Source organism: Pseudomonas sp. Pse35 (genome assembly GCF_024519715.1).
Classification (GTDB): Bacteria; Pseudomonadota; Gammaproteobacteria; order Pseudomonadales; family Pseudomonadaceae; genus Aquipseudomonas; species Aquipseudomonas paracarnis.
The window spans coordinates 163697-176587 of sequence record NZ_JALJRP010000010.1; the positions used below are offsets into that span (position 1 = coordinate 163697).

Annotated in this window: 12 protein-coding genes; 9 read left to right on the plus strand and 3 right to left on the minus strand. The window is 60.9% G+C overall.

What is annotated here, in order from left to right; all coding sequences use genetic code 11:
* Positions 1–142: 142 nt before the first annotated feature.
* The 4 genes from OC445_RS11825 (at position 143) to OC445_RS11840 (ending at position 4442) form a co-directional block, all read left to right on the plus strand.
* Positions 143–2092, plus strand: coding sequence for a DNA topoisomerase III (locus OC445_RS11825; RefSeq protein WP_072448766.1), 1950 nt, complete (start codon positions 143–145; stop codon positions 2090–2092).
* Positions 2093–2221: 129 nt separating this feature from the next.
* A complete protein-coding gene (locus OC445_RS11830; protein WP_034127063.1) occupies positions 2222–2662 on the plus strand; it encodes a CBS domain-containing protein in 441 nt (146 codons plus the stop codon).
* Between the two features lie 9 nt (positions 2663–2671).
* Complete coding sequence (locus tag OC445_RS11835) at positions 2672–3517, plus strand: NAD-dependent protein deacetylase (protein WP_054922038.1); 846 nt, start codon at positions 2672–2674, stop codon at positions 3515–3517.
* Between the two features lie 595 nt (positions 3518–4112).
* Complete coding sequence (locus OC445_RS11840; protein ID WP_003190335.1) at positions 4113–4442, plus strand: hypothetical protein; 330 nt, start codon at positions 4113–4115, stop codon at positions 4440–4442.
* Between the two features lie 58 nt (positions 4443–4500).
* Here OC445_RS11840 and OC445_RS11845 read toward each other — a convergent pair whose 3' ends face one another.
* A complete protein-coding gene (locus OC445_RS11845; RefSeq protein WP_034127061.1) occupies positions 4501–5403 on the minus strand; it encodes a LysR family transcriptional regulator in 903 nt (300 codons plus the stop codon).
* 133 nt (positions 5404–5536) lie between these two features.
* Between OC445_RS11845 and OC445_RS11850 the strand changes: the two genes are divergently transcribed.
* Genes OC445_RS11850 through OC445_RS11860 form a run of 3 tightly spaced genes read left to right on the plus strand, consistent with a single transcriptional unit; the run spans position 5537 to position 8119 of the window.
* Positions 5537–6235 (plus strand): CoA transferase subunit A, encoded by a 699-nt coding sequence (locus tag OC445_RS11850; protein WP_003190329.1) that lies wholly within the window; start codon positions 5537–5539, stop codon positions 6233–6235.
* Between the two features lie 31 nt (positions 6236–6266).
* Complete coding sequence (locus OC445_RS11855; RefSeq protein ID WP_005786928.1) at positions 6267–6926, plus strand: CoA transferase subunit B; 660 nt, start codon at positions 6267–6269, stop codon at positions 6924–6926.
* A gap of 11 nt (positions 6927–6937) precedes the next feature.
* Entirely contained in the window at positions 6938–8119 is a 1182-nt protein-coding gene (locus OC445_RS11860) for an acetyl-CoA C-acetyltransferase (protein WP_003190325.1), read from the plus strand.
* A 241-nt stretch (positions 8120–8360) separates the two neighbouring features.
* Here OC445_RS11860 and OC445_RS11865 read toward each other — a convergent pair whose 3' ends face one another.
* Positions 8361–8783 (minus strand): PaaI family thioesterase, encoded by a 423-nt coding sequence (locus OC445_RS11865; protein WP_054895767.1) that lies wholly within the window; start codon positions 8781–8783, stop codon positions 8361–8363.
* Positions 8784–8940: 157 nt separating this feature from the next.
* Between OC445_RS11865 and OC445_RS11870 the strand changes: the two genes are divergently transcribed.
* Complete coding sequence (locus OC445_RS11870) at positions 8941–9735, plus strand: DUF4349 domain-containing protein (protein WP_034127059.1); 795 nt, start codon at positions 8941–8943, stop codon at positions 9733–9735.
* Here OC445_RS11870 and OC445_RS11875 read toward each other — a convergent pair whose 3' ends face one another.
* Positions 9736–10821, minus strand: a complete 1086-nt coding sequence (locus tag OC445_RS11875; protein ID WP_034127058.1) for a DUF1615 domain-containing protein — start codon at positions 10819–10821, stop codon at positions 9736–9738. It lies immediately after the preceding gene.
* A 273-nt stretch (positions 10822–11094) separates the two neighbouring features.
* Between OC445_RS11875 and OC445_RS11880 the strand changes: the two genes are divergently transcribed.
* Positions 11095–12891: DUF6531 domain-containing protein (locus tag OC445_RS11880; protein WP_262020165.1), on the plus strand; the 1797-nt coding region annotated here is incomplete at its 3' end.

Genomic DNA, 12891 nt, shown 5'->3' on the forward strand with positions numbered 1-12891 from the left:
TAACGACCTTCGCGAGCAAGCTCGCTCCTACAGCGGCGTATGGCACCCACACAAATTGCTGTACATCCATACAGATAATGGTTGCTCAAACCCCTTCAAATAAGCATCCTGCAAGGCATCAACCCGATCTGATGTGATGACCATGCGGCTGTACCTCTGTGAAAAACCCTCCCAGGCCAAGGATATCGCGGCCGTGCTCGGCGCCAGCCGCCGCGGCGATGGGTGCTGGCTGGGTAATGGAGTCACGGTCACCTGGTGCATCGGCCACCTGCTGGAGACCGCACCGCCCGATGCCTACGACGCCAAATATAAACGCTGGGTGCTGGCCGACCTGCCGATCGTCCCGGAAAAGTGGAAGATGCTGGTCAAGCCCAAGACCGCCAGCCAATACAAGGCCGTCAAGCGCTTGCTGGGGGAAGCCCAGGAACTGGTGATCGCCACCGACGCCGACCGTGAAGGCGAGATGATCGCCCGTGAACTGGTGGAACACTGCCGCTACCGCGGGCCGATCCAGCGGTTGTGGCTGTCGGCACTTGACGACGCCTCCATTCGCAAGGCCCTGGCGGCGCTCAAACCCGGTGCAGAAACCTTCAGCCTGTATCACTCGGCCCTGGGGCGCTCGCGCGCCGACTGGCTGATAGGTATGAACATGAGCCGCCTGTTTACCCTGCTGGGGCGCCAATCCGGTTACCAGGGCGTACTCCCGGTAGGCCGGGTGCAAACCCCGACCCTGCGCCTGGTGGTGGACCGTGATCGCAGCATTGCCGACTTCGTGCCGGTGGCCTACTGGGCCATTGATGTCGACCTGCGCCACGATCACATCACCTTCACCGCCCAATGGCGCGCCCCTGAGGATGCCTGTGACGACCAGGGCCGTTGCCTCAACCCGCAACTGGCGCGGGACACCGCCGACGCCATGCTCAACGCCGCCACGGCGCGGCTGGTGAAGCTGCGTACCGAGCGCATCCGCGAAGTGGCGCCCCTGCCCTTCGACCTCGGCACCTTGCAGGAGATCTGTTCGAAGAAGCTCGGCCTGGGTGCCCAGGAAACCCTGGATATCGCCCAATCCCTGTACGAAACCCACAAGGCCATCACCTACCCGCGCAGCGATTGCGGCTACCTGCCATTGAGCCAGCACAGTGAAGCGCCGAAGATCCTTGCGGCGCTGGGCCGTGCGGACACGGCGGTCAACGAGCTGATGTCGCACATCGACCCTCGGCGCCGTTCGCGGGCCTGGAACGACGCGAAAGTCAGCGCCCACCACGGCATCATCCCCACCGGAGCCGGCAAGGAGGTCAGCCAACTGACCGGCAAGCACCGTGCGGTCTATACGCTGATTCGTGCGCGCTACCTGGCGCAGTTCCTGCCCAACCATGAATACGACCGCACCCAGGCCGATTTCGACTGTGCCGGCCAGGCGTTGCGCGCGGTGGGCAAAGTCATTATTGAACCGGGCTGGAAACGCGCCTTGCCCGAAGCGCTGGCACCCGCCAAAGGTCGCGAAGCGCCTGCGCCCCAAGCTTTACCGACGCTGGTGCAGGGCCACGACTACGCCGTGGCCAAGGTCAACCTCAAAGACCTGTGGACCCAGCCGCCCAAGCCCTTTACCGAAGGCGACCTGATCAAGGCCATGAAAAACGTCGCCAAGTTGGTGGAGGACCCGTTGCTCAAGCAAAAACTCAAGGACACCACTGGCATCGGCACCGAGGCCACCCGCGCCGGGATCATCCAGGGCTTGCTGGATCGCGGTTATCTGGTGAAAAACGGCAAGGCCCTGTCAGCAACCCCGGCCGCGTTCAGCCTGATCGACGCGGTGCCCCGCGCCATCGCCGACCCCGGCACCACCGCCATCTGGGAACAGGCACTGGACATGGTGCAAAGCGGCGAAATGAGCCTGGAGGAATTCGTCGCCAAGCAAGCGGCTTGGATGAGCAAGCAGGTGGCACGCTGTAACGGCATGCGCATGACTATCACTGGCCCCGCCAGCCCGGCTGGCCGAGGTGCGACGCCGTGGAAAAAGAAGCGCAAGGCCGCCCCACGTAAAGCTGGCACCAACCCCAAGCGCGGAAAAAAGCCGGCAAATGCGGGATAAATACCAAAAAAGACTGGCACATGACGTTTTTCGACAGGTTTAACGCCGCATTGGCCCTTGCTCCGGCGGGTTCGGTCTAGGATTCTGTAGGGGATCTGGACTACCAACAACAACACCGGAGTGGCCGCCATGAAAACCGTTGCACAACTGCTGAAAGCCAAGGACCAGAAAAACCAGGACGTCCACACGATCAAATGGGACCACACCGTATTTGAAGCGCTGGTGCGGATGTCGGAGAAAAACGTCGGTGCCTTGCCAGTGGTCAGGGATGACGTGGTGGTCGGCATCATCAGTGAACGGGATTACGCACGTAAAATCATGCTCAAGGGCCTCTCGTCAGTTACCACCAAGGTCCATGAGGTGATGAGCTCGCCGGTGATCACTGTGGATACTCACAAGAGTGTCGAGGAATGCATGAACATCATGACCGACAGTCACCTGCGCCACCTGCCGGTGGTCGAAGACGGCAAACTGCTGGGCCTGCTGTCTATCGGTGACCTGGTCAAGGAAGCAATTGCCGAACAAGCGGCCTTGATCCAGCAACTGGAACAGTACATCCGCGGCGAATAGGGGGAACCCATGCTCGACACGCTGGACCATCAGGAAGACCACCTCGATACTCTGCACCGGGCCATGTCCGGCCGGCGTTTCCTGGTGCTGACCGGCGCAGGGATAAGTACATCTTCGGGTATCCCGGATTACCGGGACGGGGAAGGTGTACGCCGGGGCAAGCCACCGATGATGTACCAGGAGTTCCTCGCCACTCCCGAGGCGCGGCGCCGCTACTGGGCGCGGGCGATGCTGGGGTGGCCACGGGTGCGCATTGCCCAGCCGAACAAGGCCCACCTGGCGCTCGCGACGCTGCAGCACCGTGGCCATATCAGCGGGCTGATCACGCAGAACGTCGACACCCTGCATGACCAGGCCGGCAGCCAGGATGTGATCGAGCTGCATGGCAGCTTGCATCGGGTGCTGTGCCTGGATTGCCAACTGCGCAGCGAGCGCGACGTGATCCAGCGGCAGATGGAGGTCGATAACCCGCACATGGCACAGGTTCATGCGGTGCAAGCGCCGGATGGCGACACCTTGCTTGATCCGGCGTTTGAACAGCACTTCCAGGTACCCCGCTGCCCGCACTGCAATGGCGAACGGCTGAAACCGGATGTGGTGTTCTTTGGCGAAAACGTCGCGCCGGCGACGGCGCTCAAGGCAATGACGGCGGTAGAGCATGCCGAAGGGCTGTTGGTGGTGGGGTCGTCGCTGATGGCCTATTCGGCGTTTCGCCTGTGCAAGGCGATGGTTGAACAGGGTAAGCCGGTGATTGCCATCAACCTGGGCAAGACTCGGGGGGATGAGTTGTTGCAGGTGAAGATCCAGGCGTCTTGCGAGCAACTGTTACCCTTATTGACCGAGAGATTGAGATAGCGACACATCAACATATGGGAGCTGGCTTGCCTGCGATAGCAGTGTGTCAGGCATACATGTACCCACTGACGCACCGCCATCGCAGGCAAGCCAGCTCCCACAGGGTTCGGCGTAAATCCGCCACCAAAATCCCGCGACCCACCGCACAGAAAATGACGCCCAAGTCACGTTTTCGCGTATTCCCCCGTCCCCACGGCAATTTATGTAGTGAGCAAAAATAATCACTACATAACCGTTGACGTAACCTTTTTGTCCTTGCATGATCTAGACGTCTCTCGGATCGGGAGCGTTGGTAACAAGCGTTTCGAACAGGCTCGTCTGACCGCCGAGCTGTTTTTCCGGATGTGCACTGCCCACAAGGCAGATTGATGAAGTGACCGGCCCCGGAAGGGACAGGTACAAGGCGCTCAAACGCGGCTTGTCTTCGCAATCAGAGCATTGCGTAGCAGTTCATCAGCAAGACTACATGCATCAGCTTCAAGACCCTGCCCGTATTCGGCAGCCCGTCGCTGACGCCCGGTTTTAGTGACCGGAGACAACTTACTGGTATTAACGAATCAACTGATAGATCGCCAACTGGTCAAGGGGCTTACACATGAATTTGAACAACCAACCAACTATCGATGAATTGGCTGAGATGTTCGCAGCGCAGAAAGACACACTCGACGACCATATCCTGTGGATTGGCAAATCGGGCGAAGTGCAAATTGACTGCCTGGCGCCCCATACCGAAGAAGCCGAGTTTGACCGTAACAACCGTGAGCTGGCGGCGCGCCTGAAGATGTACCGCCGTGGCCAGGGTTATGTCGGCAAGAAGGCCGCCGCTGATCGCAACTTTATCGAGCAAGTGTTCGACACACTTAACAATGCCTGGGCGTCTTTCAAAGACAGCTCGCAAGTTAAAGTGATCGACCGTTACTACTAAGTAGTACTCAATCAATGTGGGAGTTGGCTTGCCAGCTCCCACATTTGTATTTACTGATTTAAAAAGTTGGAAACCTGCCCTTCCCCGCCTCATCCCGAAAGATATCAAACAGCACCTGCGCCGCCGCCGACAGTTCATGCCCCGGCTTGGTCAGCACCCCAATTGGTCGCTCGATCACCGGGCCAGTCAAGGTAATGCAATGGGCTCCCGCCTCCTCCATCTGCCTGGCGCATAACGCTGGCACTGCACTAACCCCCAAACCGCTGGCAACCATCTTGCCCACCGTCGCCAGTTGATGGCTTTCCAAGGCAACGGGCAGTTTCATCTGCAAGGCACCGAGGTGTTCTTCCAGCATCACTCGCACAGTGGAAGGCCGCTGCAGGGTGATGAACGGCTGCTCCAACAAGGCTTTCCAGTCGATTTCAGCACGCTGTGCCAAGGGCGAATCCCCCGGGACCACGGCGACAAAGCGATCCAGGTACAACGGCGTGAACGCCAATGACGAACCATCGGACGGCTCGAACGCCACCCCCAGCTCCACCTGACGGTCGCGCACCATCTCCAGCACCTGTTCATTGATCAGGTCATGCACCGTCACGTTCACCTGGGGGTAACGGGCGCGGAATATCTTCAGGATCGGCGGCAACAGGTTGCCGGCGAACGACGGCATAGCGGCCACCGTGACGCGGCCGCGTTGCAAAGTAAAACGCTGGCGCAGTTCATCTTCGGCGTTGTCCCAATCGGCAATCAACCGGCGGGCCAGGGGCAGCAGGGACTCACCTTCAGGAGTCAGCGCGACGTTACGGGTATTACGGCTGAACAGGCGCCCGCCCAAGCCTTCTTCCAGGCCCTTGATGGTCAAGCTCAACGCCGATTGAGAGAGGTGCAAACGCTCGCAGGCCGCGGCAAAACTCAGGCTTTGCGCGACGGCGAGAAAGGCACGCATCTGTTTAACGGTCATGACGCAGCTCCGGACGACGATTGGACTATGCTGTTTTCTAAATCAATCAACCTTAAAAAACAACTTAACAAATCAATCCGCTGGCGCAACACTCAACTCACTGGCTGGACCACAAACAATAAAAGAGGTGCATATGGCAGGTTTCGATAAACGCGTGGCGTCCTATGAAGAAGCGCTGGCAGGCCTGGAAGACGGCATGACCGTACTCTCCGGTGGTTTTGGCCTGTGTGGCATTCCGGAAAACCTCATTGCCGAAATCAAGCGCAAAGGCACCCGCGACCTGACGGTGGTTTCCAACAACTGCGGCGTCGATGGCTTCGGCCTGGGCGTGCTGCTGGAACAGAAGCAGATCAGCAAAGTGATCGCTTCCTACGTGGGTGAAAACGCCCTCTTCGAGAAACAACTGCTCAGCGGCGAGATTGAGGTGGTGCTTACCCCTCAAGGCACCCTGGCAGAAAAAATGCGCGCAGGCGGTGCCGGCATCCCGGCCTTCTTTACCGCCACCGGCGTCGGCACCCCCGTTGCCGAAGGCAAGGAGACCCGCGAATTCAAGGGCCGCCCGTATCTGATGGAAGAGTCCATCACCGGCGACTTTGCCATCGTCAAAGGCTGGAAAGCCGACCACTTCGGTAACGTTATCTACCGTCACACCGCCCAGAACTTCAACCCGCTGGCCGCCACCGCCGGCAAGATCACCGTGGTCGAAGTCGAGGAAATCGTCGAACCGGGCGAGCTGGACCCGGCGCAGATCCACACCCCTGGCATCTACGTCGACCGGATCATCTGCGGCACCTTCGAAAAGCGCATTGAACAGCGCACCGTCCGCAAATAATCCCCGTCCAGAACAACAAGAGGAAACAATCATGGCGCTTACCCGCGAACAAATGGCTCAACGCGTTGCCCGCGAGATGCAGGACGGTTACTACGTGAACCTCGGTATTGGCATTCCGACCCTGGTGGCCAACTACATCCCCGACGGCATGGAAGTGATGCTGCAATCGGAAAACGGCCTGCTTGGCATGGGCCCGTTCCCAACCGAAGAAACCATCGACGCCGACATGATCAACGCCGGCAAGCAGACCGTCACCGCACGCATCGGCGCCTCGATCTTCTCTTCCGCCGAGTCGTTCGCGATGATTCGCGGTGGGCATGTCGACCTCACCGTACTGGGCGCATTCGAAGTGGACGTACAGGGCAACATCGCTTCGTGGATGATTCCCGGCAAGCTGGTCAAGGGCATGGGCGGTGCCATGGACCTGGTGGCCGGCGCAGAAAACATCATTGTGATCATGACTCACGCATCCAAAGACGGTGAGTCCAAGTTGCTCAGCCAATGCAGCCTGCCGCTGACCGGTGCCAACTGCATCAAGCGTGTGCTCACGGATCTGGCGTACCTGGAAATCGAAAATGGCGCTTTTGTCCTCAAGGAACGCGCACCTGGCGTCAGCGTTGAAGAGATTGTGAGCAAGACCGCCGGTAAACTGATCGTCCCGGACCACGTTCCAGAAATGCACTTCCAGTGAGGACAGATTCCATGCAAGACGTCGTGATTGTTGCTGCCACCCGCACCGCCGTGGGCAGCTTCCAAGGTTCGCTGGCGAACATTCCGGCCCCGGAACTGGGCGCCGCCGTGATCCGTCGCCTGCTAGAGCAGACCGGCCTGGACCCGGCGCAAGTGGATGAGGTGATCCTCGGCCAGGTGCTCACCGCAGGCAGCGGCCAGAACCCGGCGCGCCAGGCTTCGATCCTTGCCGGCCTGCCCCATGCCGTGCCGAGCCTGACTCTGAACAAGGTCTGCGGTTCGGGCCTCAAGGCCCTGCACCTGGGCGCCCAGGCCATTCGTTGCGGCGACGCCGAGGTGATCATTGCCGGTGGCATGGAGAACATGAGCCTGGCCCCGTACGTACTGCCTGCCGCACGCACCGGGTTGCGCATGGGCCACGCGAAGATGATCGACAGCATGATTACCGACGGCCTGTGGGATGCGTTCAACGATTACCACATGGGCATCACCGCCGAGAACCTGGTGGACAAGTACGGCATCAGCCGCGAAGCCCAGGACGCCTTTGCCGCCGCCTCCCAGCAAAAAGCTGCCGCCGCTATCGAAGCCGGACGCTTTGCCGATGAGATCACGCCAATCCTGATTCCCCAGCGCAAAGGCGACCCGGTGGCCTTCGCGGTGGACGAACAACCCCGCGCCGGCACCACCGCCGAATCCCTTGCCAAGCTCAAGCCTGCGTTCAAGAAAGACGGCAGCGTCACCGCCGGCAACGCCTCCAGCCTGAACGACGGCGCTGCGGCCGTGCTGCTGATGAGCGCCGACAAAGCCAAGGCACTCGGCCTGCCCGTACTGGCGCGTATCGCCAGCTACGCCAACGCGGGCGTCGACCCGGCCATCATGGGCATCGGCCCGGTCTCGGCCACCCGCCGCTGCCTGGACAAGGCCGGTTGGCAGTTGGCTGACCTGGACCTGATCGAAGCCAACGAAGCCTTCGCCGCGCAATCACTGGCGGTGGGCAAAGAGCTGGAGTGGGACGCGCAGAAGGTCAACGTCAACGGCGGCGCCATCGCCATCGGCCACCCGATCGGTGCTTCAGGCTGCCGCGTACTGGTGACCCTGCTGCACGAAATGATCAAGCGCGATGCCAAGAAAGGTTTGGCAACGCTGTGCATCGGCGGCGGCCAAGGTGTCGCCCTGGCGCTCGAACGCAACTGAATCGGATCGCTATTGTGGCGAGGGAGCTTGCTCCAGTTGGGCTGCGTAGCAGCCCCACGCCAATAGAGCAACATAGAAAAGGCCTGGCTCCACGAAAAGCCAGGCCTTTTCTTTTATCGATCCCCCTGAATGAACTCGATCAAAATGTGGGAGCTGGCTTGCCTGCGATAGCGGTCTATCAGTCAGACCATTGCTAACTGACACACCGCTATCGCAGGCAAGCCAGCTCCCACATTTGATCTCACTGCCTGTCAGCTTGCGGCACCGCGAACACCGCGCTCGCCCGCAGCACCACCCGCTCCACCACCTGCAAACTCAACGTGGCGAACGCCATCTGCCGTCCGCGCTTGTGGCTTTCCAGACGCACCACCATCCACTCCCCTACCTGCACGGCGCCCAGGTAATCCACGGTCATGCTGGCGGTAATCAACGGCAACGGCGGCTCACTGGAAAACGCCATGGCGTACCCCATGCCGATATCGGCCAGCGTCGCCAGCACCCCGCCATGTACCGTACCGCGCCCATTGGCGTGACGATGATCGGCGCGCAAGCCGACTTCCAATTGCAAACCTTCGCCACGGCAATACGCCGGGCCGAGCAGTTCCAGCAACGGACTGCTGCGCGGCAACGGGACAAAGCCTTGGGGGACAGTCTGAGCGTTCATGGCGGATGCTTCCCTGGGGTGAGGCCTGAGGTGTACGCCAGCCCCGACCCGGCAGCCACCACCATCAGCCGGGCAAATCCCGGGCAATGCTTTGCGTTAATGGGCCAGACCCGCTTTAATCTCGGCCAATTTCTCCTGCACATTTCAAGGAAACGCCATGCGCCACCTGGACGGCAACTCCCACCCGCTTCGCGCGCCGCTGTTGATCTTGCTCGCCGGCCTGGCCTTGGCCGGTTGTTCCCCCACGGACCACTCTCGCGCCACCGTCATCAATGGCGAACAGGGCAAGGCCGGGGCGCAACTGGCCTATGAGCATGAATTGACCCTGGCCCTGCCCGGCGCCCTGCTTGCGCCGCGTATGCAGGCCACTCGTGAGGCGTGTGAAACGGCGCGCTTTGGTGCCTGCAATATCCTGGGCATTACCGAAGACGGCCAGGGTGGCCAGATCATCCTGCGAATCGCGCCCACGGGTGTGGAGCCGATGGTCGCCCTGGCGGCCGAAGGCGGTAAGCTCGGCCAGCGCATCACCACTGCCGAAGACCTGGCCGATGCCGTGGCGGATGTGCGCCGTCGCCAGGACCGCCTGCAAGCCCAGCAGCAACGCCTCGATGAACTGGCCAAGCGCAAGGACATCACCGTCAGCGACCTGATCGTCCTGAGCAAAGAGCAAGCCGGCATTGAAAACGAGCTGCAGGAACTGGCCCAGGTTGCCGCCGGCCAGCAACGCCGCCTCGACACCAACCGCATGACCTTGAACTTCCGCTCCTCGGACGGCGCCAACCAGGTGTCAAGGTTCACCCGGATGTTCAGCAACCTGGGAGACAACCTGGTGAACGGCACCGCAGACGCCCTGGAACGTGCCAGCTATGTGCTGCCCTTCGTGATCCTGGCGTTCCCGGTGGTGTGGTTGTGGGTGGGCTTGTGGCGCCGGTTCGTCAAGCGCCGCAGTTGATCAGCGCTTCATGCAGCGCTGGTAGCGCTCATCCACGCGCTTGGCAAACCAGGCCGTGGTCAGGTTGCGGGTGATCTTCGGGCTCTTGAGCACAATACCCGGCAGGATCGCCCGTGGCAGCGGCTTGCCGGCCGCCTGGTCAGCCAAGGCGAAGACGCGCTTGTACAAGGTGGTGTCCTCGAAATCCAACTGCTCGCCCTGCTCCAGTTGGCTGCGGATGCTCGGGTTGCGCATATCCAACTTCGCCCCCAGTGAACGCACCGCCAACTCGGTGGTGCCGGGCAACAATGAGCCATAGCGGATCAAATCCCCATCCAGCGCCAGCTCTTTGCCTGAAACACGGCTGACCGCGGCCTGGAACGCGGCATTGCGGCTGGCGTACCAACCGGCATTGAAATCGGCAAAGCGGTACAGCGGCTGATCGTAGCTCACCGGGTAACCGAGCAAGTGGGCGATGCCGAAGTACATGCCGCCGCGACGGGTGAACACTTCGCGGCGAATCGTGCCGTCCACCGTGTAGGGATAACCCCGCGCCTGTTTCTGCGCAAAGTCGATACTGACCTGCATGGGGCCAGCAGTGTGTACCGGGTTGAACCCGCCAAACAGCGTATTGCCCAGGGGCACCATGCTGATGAAGTCGTCAAAAATCGCGCTCAGGTCCTTTTCCGTACGGGCGGCATTCAAACGGTCGGCGTAGGTTTTGCCGGTGGGCGAGCGCAGTTGCAAGGCGCTGCGCACCACGAATGCCGGCACGTGCACCTTGCCGGCGCGGCGCAAGATTTCATCCTGGGCGATCTTGCCCATGCCCGGCACTGGCGGGTCGACCTGATAGGTGGACTCCTGCTCGGTCACCGCCAGCACCGCACAGATGTTTTCGGTACTGGGGTAGATTTTCTGGGTGTCGAACGCGGTGTAGATGTCCTGGGCCCAACCGTTACGGTCCGCAACCTTGGCCGGCAGCAGGCGCACGATCTGCGCCTTCACCTCGGCTTCACTGCGCTCGGGCTGCTGGGGGCCACGGGAAGTTGAGCACCCGGCCAGTACCAGTAAAGGAATAAGGCAGAGCAGCAGACGCGTTGAATACATGAGGCTTCCTTGGTTAACGACGGGCCGGGCAGTGCTGATATCGACAGGTAAGTCTAACCGGGGTTCGTCGGCATGCCGAACCCAGTGCGTGGCAGTAACTGAAACATCCCACACAACTGCCGGATAAGCTCTACTCCTCACCCCGGCAAACCTCTGCAAAGTCCCTCGCCTGATCAAACAGTGCGAGGGAGTGCAGATGGTTTTTTTCGTGACGCGTGCGGTTGACGGGGCCGCCACTTGAACCCGGCCATTGGCAGGCTGGCGCTGACGCCAATGAACGTGGAAACGGTCGACGTCGAGGGCGTCTTCCGTGACTTTCGCGATTGCTTGAACACCTTTGACGAGTGGGCCAAAAGCTTTTGGAGCTTCTCCGCGCTGGACGTCGAACAGGTGTTCAAGGTCGGGGATGACGTCGCGCTGGTTGCCCCGGTCAATCGCTCCCTGTTTCCCAGCAGCACCGTCGCCACCTGCCAGGCCACGGGTACCTTGACCCTGGTGCATATGTTCCAGAGCACGAGGTTCGTACCCATCGGCAACACCCCGGTGATCGTGCAACGCGTTGATCCAAACGGCGGCCCGCTGGGCGAGCCCCTCCATAAGACCATCGGCCCCAGTGGCATCCTCGAAGTCACCGAGTGCGATCGCAACCAGCAATACCGGGTGAGTTTCTACCCCAACGTTTCCCAGGATCACCTCAAGGCGCTGTATACGTCCTACCACTCAGTGATCACAGCGTTGGAAGCCCGGCTGCGCAAAGAGTGGACCGACACCTTCCAGGCCCAGTGGAAAAACTACACAGACGCCCGCCCGCTTGAGCGGCGCCGCCTGCTGGAGGCGGCCTTTGTCAGTGGATTGGGCAAGGCGCTTTACAGCCTGTGGGACAACGTTGGCGAACTGTCTGCGCTGCTGGCGGACCTCAAGCCCAACAGCGAAAAGCTAATGCACTACCTTTCGCAAACTGAGCTCGACGAACTGCTGACCCTGGGCAGTGATGCGATAGCCCAGGGCTTGTTGGTACTCAGTGACGAGCCGCTGCTGTTTATCTACCTGTCGGCGCTGGTCAGCTGGATGCGCATGCTCCCGCCGCCAGAGATGGCGGAACTGTGGGGTGAAATTACCGGTGAGGTGCTGATCAATCTACTGCTGATTCGCGTCTTGGGTGGGATGGGCGTGGTGGTGCGATTGGGGGCTCGTGTGCTCAGTCACGTTAAATCCGGGCGGGCGCGGGCGTTGTTGGAATTGCTGGCCAAGCAGGTGACGGGGCCTCGGCTGGAAACCCATGTGGAGGCCGCCAAGCCGGTGTTGCTGAGCAGTGCGGCGACGCCGGTCAAGGCGGTGCCAGTGGTGTCGTTGAAGGCAGGCGACACGCTGGTTTCGAACCCGGTGCCGATGGTGCGCGGCAAGACCCAGCGCACCACGTTGGTCCGTCAGGAGCCTGTCGATGATGTGCCGGCGGTGGCTTCAAATCCTAAAGGCGATGCGGCGGCGCCAGCGGACAAGACCGTTACCAACGGCTGCCCGGTGTCGATGGTCACCGGCGAGGAATTGCTGATACTCACCGACGGCGCACTGGACGGGATTTTGCCGTTTGCGTGGACGCGGCTGTATCGCACCAGTGCGGTGGATGTGGATTGTGGGTTGGGGTTTGGTTGGAGTCATGGGCTGGCCCATCGGCTTGCGGTGTCGGGCGATTCGGTGGTGTGGACCGATCATGAGAACCGCTCGACCACCCTGCCCTTGCCGACTTCAGCTCGACCGGCGATTACTAACAGCCTGGCCGAAGCGGCGATCTACTTGGGTTCGGCGCCTGATGAACTGGTGCTGGCCCAGGCGTCGCGGTTTTATCACTTTCGTAACGGTGTCTTGGTTTCCATCAGCGATGCGTATGACAACCGTCTGCGCATTTGCCGTGATCGCTCAGGACGGATTGAGCGGCTGGATAACGGTGCTGGTCGTTCCCTACTACTGCGCTATGAGCTGGACCGCATCGTCGCGGTGGACTACCAGGTTCATCGCGCCAAAGGGCGTGAGCCCTACGTTTGGGAAACCGAGCAGAACATCGTTTCCTAC

What these genes read in the sequence shown, in the direction of transcription:
- OC445_RS11850 (WP_003190329.1), top strand. Translation starts at nt 5,537, where the DNA reads ATGGCAGGTTTCGATAAACGCGTGGCGTCCTATGAAGAAGCGCTGGCA.
- OC445_RS11875 (WP_034127058.1), bottom strand. Translation starts at nt 10,821, where the DNA reads ATGTATTCAACGCGTCTGCTGCTCTGCCTTATTCCTTTACTGGTACTG.
- OC445_RS11845 (WP_034127061.1), bottom strand. Translation starts at nt 5,403, where the DNA reads ATGACCGTTAAACAGATGCGTGCCTTTCTCGCCGTCGCGCAAAGCCTG.
- OC445_RS11830 (WP_034127063.1), top strand. Translation starts at nt 2,222, where the DNA reads ATGAAAACCGTTGCACAACTGCTGAAAGCCAAGGACCAGAAAAACCAG.
- OC445_RS11835 (WP_054922038.1), top strand. Translation starts at nt 2,672, where the DNA reads ATGCTCGACACGCTGGACCATCAGGAAGACCACCTCGATACTCTGCAC.
- OC445_RS11865 (WP_054895767.1), bottom strand. Translation starts at nt 8,783, where the DNA reads ATGAACGCTCAGACTGTCCCCCAAGGCTTTGTCCCGTTGCCGCGCAGC.
- OC445_RS11825 (WP_072448766.1), top strand. Translation starts at nt 143, where the DNA reads ATGCGGCTGTACCTCTGTGAAAAACCCTCCCAGGCCAAGGATATCGCG.
- OC445_RS11860 (WP_003190325.1), top strand. Translation starts at nt 6,938, where the DNA reads ATGCAAGACGTCGTGATTGTTGCTGCCACCCGCACCGCCGTGGGCAGC.
- OC445_RS11840 (WP_003190335.1), top strand. Translation starts at nt 4,113, where the DNA reads ATGAATTTGAACAACCAACCAACTATCGATGAATTGGCTGAGATGTTC.
- OC445_RS11870 (WP_034127059.1), top strand. Translation starts at nt 8,941, where the DNA reads ATGCGCCACCTGGACGGCAACTCCCACCCGCTTCGCGCGCCGCTGTTG.
- OC445_RS11855 (WP_005786928.1), top strand. Translation starts at nt 6,267, where the DNA reads ATGGCGCTTACCCGCGAACAAATGGCTCAACGCGTTGCCCGCGAGATG.